We start from the raw sequence: 13,364 nt of genomic DNA on the forward strand, positions 1-13,364 counted from the left end.
TGCAACTTATTTTAATTTTTTATTCTTTATTATCGCCTTTTTCTAATTTTAGAGGAATATGTTGCAATACATTTTTTGTTAGCTCTTGGTATTCGTTTCGATTTTTATATAATTCGATTGCCGAAAAAATAGCTTCCTTAAATGATTCTTCGTTTGCAATTCCTTTTCCTGCGATGTCGTAAGCTACACCATGATCTGGCGAAGTTCGTACAAATTTTAATCCAGCTGTATAATTAACGCCTTCATCAAAACTAATTGTTTTGAATGCCACCAATCCTTGATCGTGATACATGGCCAAAACCGCATCAAAAGCGTCTAAATTACTTGGATTGAAAAAACTATCTGCCGAATAAGGTCCAAAAACTAATTGATTTTCGTTAATGCAACGCTCGATAACTGGCGAAATAATTTCTTTTTCTTCTGATCCTAACAGACCATTGTCACCTGCATGAGGATTAAGACCTAAAACTGCAATTTTTGGTTTTTCGATGGCGTAATCTTCAATCAAACTTTTATGAATTTGTTGAATTTTTGCATAAACAGATTTTGGATTAATTTGTTTTGCAACTTCGCTAATTGGAATATGTTGCGTTACTAAACCAACTCTCAATTTTTCTGAAACTAAGAACATCAAAGGTTTTCCTCCCCAAATTTCTCCTAAATATTCGGTATGACCTGGGAAATGAAATTCTTCGGACTGAATATTATCTTTATTAATTGGAGCCGTTACCAAAACATCAGTAAAACCATCTGAAACAGATTTTGCAGCCGCTTTTAATGATTGATAAGCGTGTTCACCAGCTTCTTTGGTTACTTTACCATAATGTACATCAATTTGATCTTTCCAAAGATTAACCACATTGATTTTTCCGTCTACAATTTGATTCGCATCTTGAATACCTTGAAAATTGATTCGGTCAAATTTTAAACGATCTTTTTGATACGATAATAATTTGGTTGAACCGAAAATAACAGGCGTAAAAAACTCTGTTATTTCTTTTTCTTGTAAGGTTTTTAAGATAACCTCAATTCCGATTCCGTTATAATCACCAATCGAGATGGCAACTCTAATTTTTCTATCTTTTTCAGACATAATGTTAGTTTAATATGATTGGCTGGATGGTTTGTATTTTTTGAAAAATTTCTTGTAAATCAAATCTACAATTAAACCTCCAATCCATGATGAAAAGAATAAAACTGGACAGATCGCAATTTCGTACCAAGTTGGGTGATAAGGCGTGAAAAGAACGTCGCCTAAAGCAACGATTAGCACAATAAAACCTACAAACATCGTGTAAGCTTGTTTAGCTCTTCTTACGATAAGTGCTGTTATGACACCTCCAACTAAAGCTGCAATTCCACTAATTGCTAGCATTGATCCAAAAAATTGAACTTCGAATTTTTTCCCTTCTTGGTGCGAAAAATATTTGATGATGTGTCTCCATTCCGGAAAAACTTTGTCGTCCCATCCTAATCTATCCGCGTTGTATATAAGACCAAATTGTATGATAGCATAGATTACAGCTAATCCTACTATTACAGCAATTGTGTTTCTTAATACAGTTTTGTCTTTTAGCATAATATTTTATTAGTCTGCAATGGCGATTACAGAAATTTCAACATTTACGTCGCGTGGTAAACGAGCAACTTCTACACATTCGCGTGCAGGATAATTTTCATCATTAAAATAAGAAGCGTAAACTTCGTTAACTGCGTTGAAATCATTCAAATCCTTAACAAAAATTGTTGTTTTTACAACTTGGTCAATTGTTGTTCCGCCAGCTTCTAAAATTGCAATTACATTTTTCATTACTTGATGAACTTCATCTTGAATACCTGTTGTAACCAATTCATTTTTTTCTACATTGAAAGGAATTTGTCCTGATGTGTAAATAAATCCGTTGTATTTTACACCTTGTGAATAAGGTCCAATTGCTTGTGGTGCTTTTTCTGTATGAACGATTTGTTTTTTCATATTAATATTTTTTTAGTAATTAAGTCTTGATCTATCGTTGTATTTTAAATCTTGTAAGATTGATGCTTTGATTCCGATAAAGAAATCATAACTTTTATATGTTCCCATTGGTGTCCAGTTGAATGATAAGGTAAAGCTTCGTAAATCTCTTTCAAAACCAAAACGTACATAAGTTATTTCACTTTTGATGAAATCGTAAGTTGCATTTGCAGAAATTGCCCAATATGGTGTTGGCGAAATTTTACCATTCATTGCAATAGAACCTGTGCTACTTCCTTTTCGTTCTGTTCCTTTGCTATAATTATAACTTAAATTAGCTGTTAAACTCCAAGGAATAGCAAATTGCGCATAATTATCGCTGTCATAATAGAAATTTTCATCACGAACTGTTCCACGTTTTTTATAGTTCTTGGCATCGAAACGTTTTCCGCCAAATGTACTATTGTCAAATGTATAACCAGTTCCTAATGTCATATTCGAAATACGAAGATTTCCTAAGCCAAGTTCATCAATGTATTGAGCAACTTCACTTCCTTCAGCATTCATGTAACGTTGAATTTTATATGGATTAACAGTTGACGAAAATTGTACGTTTACTTTTCTATCAAACAAAGATGTCATTCCGTTAATACTGATTGGAGAAAGTTTAAATTCATCTGCAGAGAAGTTATAAGATGAACTCAAACGTAAATATTCAAATATCTTTACTTTTTTGAAACCTTTCGGGTCATTTACATCTTTTACTTTCATCTCTAAGTTGTTCGAAATTCCAAAGTTTAATGAATTTGTCAAACCAGGAATTGATACACCATACAACATGTTTTGATATTGATTGTACCAAACTTCTTCTTGATTTTGGTTTTGATAAGCTTTGTAATATCCCCAAGATTGACTTTGGAAATCCGGCGTATAACTATAACCAATAGATGGTGTAATCACGTGCTGAATTCCTAAAATCTTAGCATCTTTATTTGGATTAAGATATAATCCATAAATATTAGTTGAAACAGAAGCATTGAAATTAAATGTTCGATATGAATTGAATCCTTTCAATGTTGTGTCCTCTATTTTTCCGTTAACAGAATTGTAATTTTTAATCAAACGATTATCACCCCAAACTTCATTATAGTCAGAAGAAAGTGTTAATGGGAAATAATTAGCAAGTGTAATACCTGTCTGCAAACCAATTTTGTGATTCGCACCCATTCGCATTTGATCTTTCCACATTTTGTCTGTAAAGATGTCTTTGTCGTTGGTGTTAACTTCATTTCCAGCTTGCATACTATACGTTAAACCAAGATTCTGAATTAAACCTTCTTTTGGCATATTTTTCTTTGCAAACGGGAAAATACGAGACATCGTCAAGTTGAAACGAGGAAATGCAATGTTAATATCTCCAGTATTGTAGTTTTGAGAGTGCGACATACTCAACTGAGCTGTTAATGGAGCATTCTCAAAGTTTTTCGTTAGGTTGATAGACGAGTTAACGTTGTTTGTAAAAACTTGTCCAGTATTGATGTATTGATTTCGTACAGATTCACGGTAATATTTCGAACTCGAAAAGTTAACATTGGCATTGAATAACCAATATGGATTTGCTTTCGGATCTTGGCTATGTGACCACATAACACCAAACATACTTTGTTTAGAAAAGGCATTAGAGCCTTCTGTAAGACCTTTGATACCAGTTAAGCGATTTTCTACATTCGCTGCAAGTCGCCCATTGTATTTGTAACGTTTTTTATAGGTAGACTCGGCTCTAGTAGCCCAACTACCTTTTGTATAGATATCTCCCGAAAGTTTTAAATCAAAATTATCTCCAAATGGAACATAAAATCCTAAATCTTCGATAAAGAAACCAAGATTTGTACGCTCACCTGGGCGAGGCATCAAAATACCTGCGGCACGTTTTGCACCCATCGCTGGGATGTAACCAAATGGTAATGCTAATGGTGTTGGTACGTCATAAATCCACATATTGATAGGTCCGGTAATCAATGTTTTTTTACCATTTTTATCAATCATTTTTCCTTCTTTGGCACGAAGAAAATAATCTGGTCGCGTATCTTTTCCTTCCTTAAAATAAGTATCCGTAGTAAAATCGGCACGTTTTAGTAACATTACCGAATCATTGACACGTTTCGCTTTATCTGCAATGATGATTCCATCTTCTTGCGTCATGCGAATGTTATATGCAATCCCAACTTTCGTTTTGAAGTTTACTTTGAAAGCATCTTGCAAAATTTCTTGTTGACCTTGTGTAAACTTTGTTTTTTCAATAATATTCCCAATAGAATCGCGCTTACCTTCGGCATATACATCTCCTGTATCCCAATTTAGTTCAATATAATCTGCATCAATAGTCATATCGCCGTAAACTACATGTGCCTTACGCAAAAGGTAAGTCATACGTTTTTTACGATTATGTATTTCGTCCTCGGAATTGTGCTCTACCACAAACTCTAATTTCTCTTTTACAGGGATAATAGTATCTAATTTTACAGAATCAGAAACTATCTTAGAGTGATCTTTATCGTTATTATTTTGCTTAACTTGTCCAAAAGAAACGGTGCAAACCATAACTGGACTAAAAAATAAAATCGATTTAATTGCCTTTGTAAACAAATTGAAAAACTTATTTTTTATAAATTGCGTCAAAATTAATCAAAAAAACAAACCTATAGTATGAGTTTAAAAATGATTAACATACAAAAGTATTTATTTTTTGCGATGATGATGGTATTTTCTACATTTTCATTTGCACAAAAAAAGCAAAATTTTGTAATTGTTATTGATGCTGGTCATGGTGGACATGATGCTGGAGCAAGGGGAGTCGCTGATTATGAAAAGAATATCACGTTAGATGTTTCGAAAAGATTGGCGGAATTAATTAAGAAAAATCACAAAGATGTTAAAGTTGTTTTAACACGTGATACAGATATTTTTTTAGAATTATGGGAACGTACACGAATTTCAAATGATAATCATGCGAATTTATTTGTCTCGATTCACTGTAATTCGGCTGATAACAAAAGCGCAACGGGAACAGAAACATTTGTAATGGGATTGAAACGATCTAACGAAACAGATGAAGTTTCTAAACGTGAAAACTCGGTTGTGTTTTTAGAGAAAGATCAAGAACGTTACGAAAAATTTAATCCAAATGATCCGGAAGCGGTTATCGCTTTCGAGATTATGAATGCAGCTTACAAAGAACAATCTATTCGTTTTGCAGATTTGGTAGAAAAAGGTTTCGTGAATCGTGATTTCAGAAAAAGTAGAGGTGTTAAACAAGCAAATTTTCACGTGTTGAGAGGAAATGCTTCTCCTTCTGTTTTGGTAGAGTTAGGATTTATTTCGAATTATGATGAAGGAACATTTTTAGCATCAGACGAAGGAAAAGATAAAACGACGACTACAATTTATGAAGCTTTTAAACAATTCAAAAAAGAATATGATCGTAGAAGTGGAGTAGAGGACGAGGACGAAAAACCTAAACCAGTTAAAAAAGTTGAAAAACCTGTAGAAGGAAAAAAATTGAAGGTAAGGGTAATGGAGTCTAAAATGAAATTTTCTTCAACTTCGCCGCAATTAAGAGGTTTAACAGATTTAGATGTAATTCAGGAAGGTGATAATTACGTGTATTATTACGGAGAAACAGATTTACAATCTCGTGCAGATGATTTGTTGCAAACGGTAAAACGTAAAGGATTTTCTGGTGCAAAAATTGTAGAATTTGAAACGAATAAAAAATTAGAAGGTGGTAAAAATTATCGTGTTCAGTTTATGACATCAAATAAAAAATATAAAGACAAAGACGAAAAATTTAATGGATTGACAAATGTGTTGCGAGTAAAAGAAGGTGGACTTCAGAAATATTATTATGGCTCTGATAAAACAATGGAATCTGCTCAAAAAACATTGAAACAAGTACAAGACAAAGGTTTTAGAAACGCCTTTATCGTTACATTTAATGGTGAAGAACCAATGTAAACGTAATATAAAATGTTTCTTTACAAATTAAATTTTATTTTTGCATAAAATCATAACAAGTGAAGTTATCTAAAGAATTAAAAATAGGAGTTGTTACCATCTTAACCTTAGTAGGTTTTTTCATGCTATTCAATTTCTTAAAAGGTCAAAATATTTTTTCATCAGGACGTTTGTTTACTGTAAAATACGAAAATGTAAGCGGATTAGCTCCTTCTAAACCTGTTTCTGTAAACGGTTTGAGAGTTGGTCAGGTGAAAGAAATTAAAATTATAGATACTGCAAAACCTATCTATTTTGAAGTCGTGATTTCTGTCGAAAAAGATATTCAATTTTCGAAAAAAACAATTGCAGAAATTTACGAACCAGGAATTATGTCTGGACCAGAAGTTAGACTTTTATTAGACTATGGACCAGATGTAGCAAAAGATGGTGATTATTTACAAGGTCGTATTGCAGGCGGAATGTTAGATGGTTTGACGAAACAATTAACGCCAACACAAGCAAAGTTAGATAGTGTTTTATTAAGTTTTAATCAAACATTAGGAAGTGTAAACAATGTTTTGGATCCGTCAACTCAACAAGATATTAAAGCAATGTTGAGAAACTTGAATCATACAATTGATTCGTTCGACAAAACAGCACAATCGTTGACTGCAACATCAAATAGTGCAAATAGTTTGATCAAAACAAACGAAAAAACATTGAACACAACACTTAGCAATGCAAGTGCTACAATGGCTTCTGCAAAGGCTACGGTTGACAAATTTGGAAAAACTGCGGATAAATTAAACGCGTTAGAATTAGATCAAGTGATTAAGAATTTCGAAAATGCATCTAAAAACTTAAATACATTGTTAGAAGATATGAACAATGGAAAAGGTTCTTTAGGAAAATTAGCAAAAGACGAAACGCTTGCTAACGAACTTGAAGCAACAATCAAAAATATGAATGAATTGGTAACAGACTTAAAGAAAAACCCAAGTCGTTATGTGAACATCTCTGTTTTTGGTAAAAAGCAACCAGTTCAGCCATAAGATCAAAACTAAAATTAAATACTCAAAACTCACAAAAAGACTAATAAAAAATGATGAAGTACATTCCAAATGTAATCTTTCTTCTAATTATGATAGGAAGTATTTGGTTCTTTGCGCAAAACGTAAAGAAGCTTATACGTAACATCAAATTAGGAAAAGAAATCGATCGTTTTGATCATCCTGCGGAAAGGTGGAAAACGATGGCTCGTGTAGCTTTAGGACAAGGTAAAATGACTGTTCGTCCTCTTGCTGGTATTCTGCATATCTTTGTTTATGTAGGATTTGTTTTAATCAATATCGAAGTATTAGAAATTATCATCGATGGTATATTCGGAACACACCGTATTCTAAGTTTCTTAGGAGGTTTCTATAACGGAATGATTGGATTTTTCGAAATTTTAGCCTTTTTGGTGATGGTTTCGTGTATCATTTTCTTCTGTAGAAGAAACTTTGTAAAAGTTGGGCGTTTCTGGAAACCAGAAATGAAAGGCTGGGCAAAAGACGATGCTAATTATATCCTAATTATGGAGGTTGCATTTATGTTGGCTTTATTTACAATGAACGGTGCAGATCAAGTGTTACAAAAAATGGGTGCATCTCATTATATCGAAACAGGATCTTTTCCAATTTCTTCTTGGTTAACGGCACCAATTATTAGTCAATTTAATGACATTACATTTATTACAATTATAGAAAGAGCAGCGTGGTGGTTTCACATCATCGGAATTTTCTTTTTCTTAAATTATTTATATTATTCAAAACATTTACACATCATTTTGGCTTTTCCAAACACATGGTTTTCTAAGTTAGAACCAAAAGGAGAATTCAATAATTTACAATCTGTAACAGATGAGGTAAAAATGATGATGGATCCAAATGCAGACCCTTACGCAGCACCTGCCGAACCACAGGGAGAGCCAGAAACATTTGGAGCAAAAGATATTTTTGATTTAAACAGAGTACAATTATTGAATGCCTACACATGTACGGAGTGTGGGCGTTGTACATCTGAATGTCCAGCAAATTTGACAGGGAAAAAATTATCTCCTCGAAAAATTATGATGGATACTCGTGATCGTTTAGAAGAAGTAAGTAAAAACATCGATGCAAACGGAAGTTTTGTGGATGATGGTAAAATGCTTGTCAACGATTACATTTCACCAGAAGAATTATGGGCATGTACATCTTGTAATGCATGTACACAGGCTTGTCCAGTAAATATCGATCCGTTATCAATTATTGTTGATTTACGTCGTTATTTGGTAATGGAACAATCTGCTGCACCAAACGAGTTGAACATGATGATGACAAATGTCGAAAACAATGGAGCTCCTTGGCAATTTAACAATGCGGATAGATTGAATTGGGCAAACGATTAAAATTGTAAAATACAATTACTCATTCTCAAAGAACTATTAATTTTTGTACATAACACACAAACACAGCACACATGGAAAATTTCTTAGAGGAAAAAATTGAAAACGGAGAAAGAGTAAGTCCTATTTTACCAGAAAATGTCAAAAATTATTTAATTGACATTGATGGAACAATTTGCGATGATATTCCAAACGAAGAACCAGAACGTATGCTAACTGCGGAGTTATATCCTGATGCTTTAGAAACGTTAAACAAATGGTACGACGAAGGACATATTATCACATTTTTTACATCACGTACAGAAGAACATCGTGAGTACACAGAAATTTGGTTGAAAAAACATGGTTTCAAATACCATGGACTTTTAATGGGAAAACCTCGTGGAGGAAATTATCATTGGGTTGACAACCATTTAGTAAAAGCGACACGATACAATGGTAAATTTACAGATTTGGTTGAAAAAAATGTTTCGATTCAAGTTTTTGATGATGGAAAACATTAAACCAAATCCATTCAAATAACACAAAGACTACAAAAAAATATGTCAAATATTACAGTTAAAACAATGGCTCAATATATGGCCGAAGGCAAACAACCAGAAGTTTTGTTTTGGGTTGGTTGCGCCGGAAGTTTTGATGACAGAGCTAAAAAAATAACACGAGCATTCGTTAAAATTTTAAATAATATTGGCGTAGAATTCGCCGTTTTAGGAACAGAAGAATCGTGTACAGGTGATCCTGCAAAGCGTGCTGGTAACGAATTTGTTTTCCAAATGCAAGCTATGATGAACATTGAAGTTCTGAATGCTTACGAAGTGAAAAAAATCGTAACGACTTGTCCACATTGTTTCAATACCTTAAAAAATGAGTACCCAAGTTTAGGTGGAGAGTATGAAGTTTTGCATCATTCTCAATATTTACAACAGTTAATCAACGAAGGTAAATTGAAATTAGAAGGCTCTGAAACGTTCAAAGGAAGAAGAATCACTTTCCACGATCCTTGTTATTTAGGACGCGGTAACGATGTGTATGAAGCGCCTCGCGAATTAATCGAAAAATTAGATGCCGAGTTAGTCGAAATGAAACGTTGTAAAACACGTGGATTATGTTGTGGTGCTGGTGGAGCGCAGATGTTCAAAGAACCAGAAAAAGGAAACAAAGACATCAATGTAGAACGTACAGAAGAGGCTTTAGAGAAAGAGCCGCACATTATCGCAACAGGTTGTCCATTTTGTAATACAATGATGACAGACGGTGTAAAACACTTCGAAAAAGAATCAACGGTTATGGTAAAAGACTTAGCTGAATTGATTATGGAAGCGAAAGATTTATAATCGAATTTATAAAAATAATATAAAAAAGCCATCTCAACGAGATGGCTTTTTTTGTACTAAAATTTTAACTTTCTAACATCTAACATCTAACATCTAACATCTAACATCTAACATCTAACATCTAACATCTAACATCTAAAATTTCCGTATCTTTGAAACACAAATTTTAAATAAAGAGAAAATGAATTTAGCAGACGATTCAAGAATTTGGATTTTTCAAGCCAATCGTAAATTCTCAACAGAAGAAAAGCAAGCTATTACAGCTAAACTAAATACTTTTATAGCAGATTGGAATGCGCATGGTGCTGAACTTTTAGCTGATTTTGATTTACCTTACGATCAATTTATTGTAGTTGGTGTAGACGAAAATCAAGCAACAGCAAGTGGTTGTTCTATCGATAAATTAACGAAAATCGTACGTGAAATTGATGCAGATTATTCGTTTGATTTATTGAATAGAATGTTAGTTTCGTATGAAAATGAGAAAGAAGTTTTTATTGAAAAATTACCAACATTCAAACAAAAAGTAAAAGAAGGAGAAATCAAAAATGTAAAAGTTTTCAATAATGGAATTTCTTCTTTGAATGATTTTAAAAATAATTGGTTGTTACCAATCGAAGAAAGTTGGGCAAAAACATTATTAAATTAAACGTTTAAAATGCAAAAAATATTAAAGCCGAGTTTAGAAATAAGCTCGGTTTTATTTTTGATAAAAAATTGTTTAAAAAACACTATTTTTACGTAATAATAAATTAAAAATACTATGAAAAACAAAGGATGTCTTATTGGCGGAGTGATTCTTTTAGTTCTTGCAGGAATCGTTTTCTGGGGAATTGGAGTTTCGAATACGATTAAAACAACAGACCAAGGTGTACAAAAACAATGGTCGAATGTAGAAAATACATATCAAAAACGTTCAGATTTAGTTCCAAATTTAGTGAACACGGTAAAAGGTGCTGCGAATATGGAAAAAGAAACGTTAACAGCTGTAATTGATGCACGTGCAAAAGCGACTTCTAATCAAATTAAAATTGATGATCCAAGTCAATTAACAGATGCAAATATTGCGAAATTTCAACAAGCTCAAGATCAATTAGGATCTACATTAAGCCGTTTATTGGTTTCTGTTGAAAAATATCCGGATATTAAATTCAATCAAAACTTTACTTCTTTACAAGCAGAATTATCTTCTATCGAGCAAGAAGTTTTATTTGAGAGAAAAAAATACAACGATGCTGCAGAGAAATTCAATAACATGATTATAACTTTCCCTAACAGCTTAATCGCTGGTTTTACAGGTGCTACGAAAAAAGGTTATTTCAAAGCTGCTGCAGGATCTGAAAATGCTCCTAAAGTAGAATTCTAATCATTATGGGAAATAAGAAACATAAATTTCTTTCCTCAAAAGATGAAAAAAAAATAATCGAAGCCATCCAAAAAGCGGAGAAATATACAAGTGGGGAAATTCGAGTTCATATTGAATTCGAATCTTCTCCCAATCATTTTGATAAAGCTTTAGAGGTGTTTGAACGATTAGAAATGCACAAAACCAAAGATAGAAATGGTGTGTTGTTTCATGTTTCACCAACCGATCATAACTTTACAATTATTGGTGATAAAGGAATTGATCAAGTGACACCAGATGATTTTTGGGATGATATAAAAGAAGAGGTCATCAAGCATTTCAAAAAAGAACATTATGTAAAAGGGCTTTGTGAAGGAATAAAAAAAACAGGCAAAGCACTTAAAAAATATTTTCCTTATCAAGAGGATGATACAAACGAATTACCAGATGAAATTAGCTACAGTTAAATACTTTTTTCTAACTTTTTTTCTAACTATTTTAACCGTTTTTGGGCAAACGCCTAAAGAATTGGTTAATATCAAGCATCCACCCAAAAAACTTGTGCAAGATTATGCACATGTTTTTGATGCAATGCAGTTGGATGAATTAGAACGAAAATTAGTAGCCTATGATGATTCAACATCTACTCAAATTTTGGTATTAACAGTGAAGTCTCTAGATGGTTATCCGTTAGAAATGTTTGCAAATGATATTGGTGAAAAATGGAAAGTTGGTACACAAGGAAAAGATAATGGAGTTGTAATTGTTTTAAGTGAACAAGATCGTAAGATTACGATTAGAACAGGTTATGGAGCTCAAATTTATCTACCACCAAGTGTCAACAAATCGATTATTGACAATGTTATTATTCCGTATTTCAAACAAGGTGATTATGCTGATGGAATAAATGCTGGAGTCAATTCTATTTTTCAAGCTTTTGCAGGAAAATACAAGCAAGACAAACCAAAATCGCAAGAACCAGAAATGGATTGGTTTGCATTGATTTTTGCAATCGGTTTTTTCATCTTTATTTTTATTATTATATCGAAAGGTAAAGGTGGTAATAATGGCGGAAATGGTGGCAGACGAAGAAGTTTGTTAGATGATATTATCATTATGAACACAGGAAGTTCTGTTTTCGGTGGCGGAGGTTTCGGCTCAGGAGGAAGTTCTTGGGGTGGATCATCTGGTGGCGGAGGCGGCTTTGGTGGTTTCGGAGGCGGAAGCTTTGGAGGTGGAGGTGCTTCTGGTAGTTGGTAGAAATAAAAGAGAATAATGACAATTAAAGAGGCTATTTTAAAAAGTTTAGAAGATTTAATAATTCCTGTTTATAATACAGAAGTTTATAATCATATTGTAAATAAGAATTATTACGAATTTTTGAATGGAAAAACTCCCGCATCAACAATTTCAGCTAAACTTGGAGATTTTATTAGAGATGGAGATTCTAGGGTAAAAAGAATAAAGAGAAGTAATGGTATCTATTATTACTATTTAACAAAAAATGAGAAAGAAATTGATTTAGAACTTTTGAATCAAAATAACAAAGATATTGAAGAGAAAGAAGTTCAAATTGTTAAAAGTAAGGTTTATGAAGAAAGAGATTTACATAAATTATTAAGTAGCTACCTTAAAAATTCTGATACTTATTCGAAAACAATTTTTCATGAGCAATCTAATGGAAAAGACAGTAATCAAATTTGGACACATCCAGATATTATTGGGATAAAGTTTTTGAATCTTCAATCTAAAATTAGTCAAAACTTCTTGAAATCAATTAATCGTGTTGATACTTTTAAATTAAGTTCTTATGAGTTAAAAAGAGAGATTAATAGCGATAGTGAATTAAAAAAAGCTTATTTTCAAGCAGTTTCAAATTCAAGTTGGGCAAATTATGGTTATTTGGTAGCTTTTGAATTTAGTGATAGTTTAAAAGAGGAAATGACAAGACTCAATCAATCATTTGGAATTGGAATAATAGAACTTAATGCTAATCCTTATCAAAGTAAAGTTTTATTTCCTGCTGTTTACAGAGAATTAGATTTTAAAACTATAGATAAGTTGTGTAAAATTAATAGAGAATTTGAACGATTTATTGAACAAACTGAGAAAATTTTGACAGCAAGCGAAAAATATGTTTCAGGAGTTGAAAAGGAACTAGATGAATTTTGTGATAGATATTTTTTGAATGATACTGAAATAGAAAAATATTGTAAAGAAAAAAATATACCATCTGAAAAATAAAACCAAAAATCCGAACGAAACCGTTCGGATTTTTTTATGACTGGACATTATTCGTTAAATTCG

14 protein-coding genes are annotated in these 13,364 nt (G+C 32.5%); 10 read left to right on the forward strand and 4 right to left on the reverse strand.

The annotated features are described in order from the left end of the window. Positions 1 to 19 precede the first annotated feature (19 nt). Genes pdxA through N5D03_RS04240 form a run of 4 tightly spaced genes read right to left on the reverse strand, consistent with a single transcriptional unit; the run spans position 20 to position 4,600 of the window. On the reverse strand, positions 20 to 1,093 hold the full coding sequence (gene pdxA, locus N5D03_RS04225; protein WP_280051017.1) for a 4-hydroxythreonine-4-phosphate dehydrogenase PdxA: 1,074 nt from the start codon (positions 1,091 to 1,093) through the stop codon (positions 20 to 22). A gap of 9 nt (positions 1,094 to 1,102) precedes the next feature. Continuing rightward, positions 1,103 to 1,579, reverse strand: a complete 477-nt coding sequence (locus N5D03_RS04230) for a hypothetical protein (protein WP_038332010.1) — start codon at positions 1,577 to 1,579, stop codon at positions 1,103 to 1,105. A 9-nt stretch (positions 1,580 to 1,588) separates the two neighbouring features. Then, complete coding sequence (locus tag N5D03_RS04235; RefSeq protein WP_125348731.1) at positions 1,589 to 1,975, reverse strand: RidA family protein; 387 nt, start codon at positions 1,973 to 1,975, stop codon at positions 1,589 to 1,591. Positions 1,976 to 1,987: 12 nt separating this feature from the next. Next, positions 1,988 to 4,600 carry a putative LPS assembly protein LptD gene (locus tag N5D03_RS04240; RefSeq protein ID WP_280051018.1) on the reverse strand — a complete coding sequence of 871 codons (2,613 nt, stop codon included), beginning with the start codon at positions 4,598 to 4,600 and terminating at the stop codon, positions 1,988 to 1,990. 72 nt (positions 4,601 to 4,672) lie between these two features. Here N5D03_RS04240 and N5D03_RS04245 point away from each other — a divergent pair, with 72 nt between their 5' ends. The 10 genes from N5D03_RS04245 to N5D03_RS04290 all read left to right on the forward strand — a co-directional run bounded on the left by N5D03_RS04245 (position 4,673) and on the right by N5D03_RS04290 (position 13,301). Beyond that, on the forward strand, positions 4,673 to 5,968 hold the full coding sequence (locus N5D03_RS04245) for an N-acetylmuramoyl-L-alanine amidase (protein ID WP_257467976.1): 1,296 nt from the start codon (positions 4,673 to 4,675) through the stop codon (positions 5,966 to 5,968). Positions 5,969 to 6,027: 59 nt separating this feature from the next. Further along, the gene (locus N5D03_RS04250; protein ID WP_280051019.1) at positions 6,028 to 7,002 is read left to right on the forward strand and encodes an MlaD family protein; all 975 of its coding nucleotides are present in this window, start codon (positions 6,028 to 6,030) and stop codon (positions 7,000 to 7,002) included. 53 nt (positions 7,003 to 7,055) lie between these two features. Beyond that, positions 7,056 to 8,381: a (Fe-S)-binding protein gene (locus N5D03_RS04255; RefSeq protein WP_181816344.1), complete on the forward strand. Its 1,326-nt coding sequence runs from the start codon at positions 7,056 to 7,058 to the stop codon at positions 8,379 to 8,381. 71 nt (positions 8,382 to 8,452) lie between these two features. After that, positions 8,453 to 8,881, forward strand: coding sequence for a phosphoheptose isomerase (locus tag N5D03_RS04260; RefSeq protein WP_125348737.1), 429 nt, complete (start codon positions 8,453 to 8,455; stop codon positions 8,879 to 8,881). 39 nt (positions 8,882 to 8,920) lie between these two features. Continuing rightward, complete coding sequence (locus N5D03_RS04265) at positions 8,921 to 9,712, forward strand: (Fe-S)-binding protein (RefSeq protein ID WP_038332021.1); 792 nt, start codon at positions 8,921 to 8,923, stop codon at positions 9,710 to 9,712. Between the two features lie 181 nt (positions 9,713 to 9,893). Continuing rightward, positions 9,894 to 10,361 carry an ABC transporter ATPase gene (locus N5D03_RS04270; protein ID WP_115001473.1) on the forward strand — a complete coding sequence of 156 codons (468 nt, stop codon included), beginning with the start codon at positions 9,894 to 9,896 and terminating at the stop codon, positions 10,359 to 10,361. A 114-nt stretch (positions 10,362 to 10,475) separates the two neighbouring features. Continuing rightward, positions 10,476 to 11,078 carry a LemA family protein gene (locus N5D03_RS04275; protein ID WP_125348741.1) on the forward strand — a complete coding sequence of 201 codons (603 nt, stop codon included), beginning with the start codon at positions 10,476 to 10,478 and terminating at the stop codon, positions 11,076 to 11,078. 5 nt (positions 11,079 to 11,083) lie between these two features. Next, positions 11,084 to 11,524 carry a TPM domain-containing protein gene (locus N5D03_RS04280; RefSeq protein ID WP_219033625.1) on the forward strand — a complete coding sequence of 147 codons (441 nt, stop codon included), beginning with the start codon at positions 11,084 to 11,086 and terminating at the stop codon, positions 11,522 to 11,524. Beyond that, positions 11,505 to 12,317 carry a TPM domain-containing protein gene (locus tag N5D03_RS04285; RefSeq protein WP_280049130.1) on the forward strand — a complete coding sequence of 271 codons (813 nt, stop codon included), beginning with the start codon at positions 11,505 to 11,507 and terminating at the stop codon, positions 12,315 to 12,317. The genes N5D03_RS04280 and N5D03_RS04285 overlap by 20 nt, the downstream gene beginning before the upstream one ends. Positions 12,318 to 12,437: 120 nt before the next feature. Next, complete coding sequence (locus N5D03_RS04290) at positions 12,438 to 13,301, forward strand: hypothetical protein (RefSeq protein ID WP_280051020.1); 864 nt, start codon at positions 12,438 to 12,440, stop codon at positions 13,299 to 13,301. The last annotated feature ends 63 nt before the right edge of the window (positions 13,302 to 13,364 follow it).

It is taken from the genome of Empedobacter sp. GD03861 (assembly GCF_029840885.1).
GTDB classification, from domain to species: Bacteria; Bacteroidota; Bacteroidia; order Flavobacteriales; family Weeksellaceae; genus Empedobacter; species Empedobacter falsenii_B.

What these genes read in the sequence shown, in the direction of transcription:
- N5D03_RS04270 (WP_115001473.1), top strand. Translation starts at nt 9,894, where the DNA reads ATGAATTTAGCAGACGATTCAAGAATTTGGATTTTTCAAGCCAATCGT.
- pdxA (WP_280051017.1), bottom strand. Translation starts at nt 1,093, where the DNA reads ATGTCTGAAAAAGATAGAAAAATTAGAGTTGCCATCTCGATTGGTGAT.
- N5D03_RS04245 (WP_257467976.1), top strand. Translation starts at nt 4,673, where the DNA reads ATGATTAACATACAAAAGTATTTATTTTTTGCGATGATGATGGTATTT.
- N5D03_RS04260 (WP_125348737.1), top strand. Translation starts at nt 8,453, where the DNA reads ATGGAAAATTTCTTAGAGGAAAAAATTGAAAACGGAGAAAGAGTAAGT.
- N5D03_RS04255 (WP_181816344.1), top strand. Translation starts at nt 7,056, where the DNA reads ATGAAGTACATTCCAAATGTAATCTTTCTTCTAATTATGATAGGAAGT.
- N5D03_RS04230 (WP_038332010.1), bottom strand. Translation starts at nt 1,579, where the DNA reads ATGCTAAAAGACAAAACTGTATTAAGAAACACAATTGCTGTAATAGTA.
- N5D03_RS04285 (WP_280049130.1), top strand. Translation starts at nt 11,505, where the DNA reads ATGAAATTAGCTACAGTTAAATACTTTTTTCTAACTTTTTTTCTAACT.
- N5D03_RS04280 (WP_219033625.1), top strand. Translation starts at nt 11,084, where the DNA reads ATGGGAAATAAGAAACATAAATTTCTTTCCTCAAAAGATGAAAAAAAA.
- N5D03_RS04265 (WP_038332021.1), top strand. Translation starts at nt 8,921, where the DNA reads ATGTCAAATATTACAGTTAAAACAATGGCTCAATATATGGCCGAAGGC.
- N5D03_RS04275 (WP_125348741.1), top strand. Translation starts at nt 10,476, where the DNA reads ATGAAAAACAAAGGATGTCTTATTGGCGGAGTGATTCTTTTAGTTCTT.
- N5D03_RS04235 (WP_125348731.1), bottom strand. Translation starts at nt 1,975, where the DNA reads ATGAAAAAACAAATCGTTCATACAGAAAAAGCACCACAAGCAATTGGA.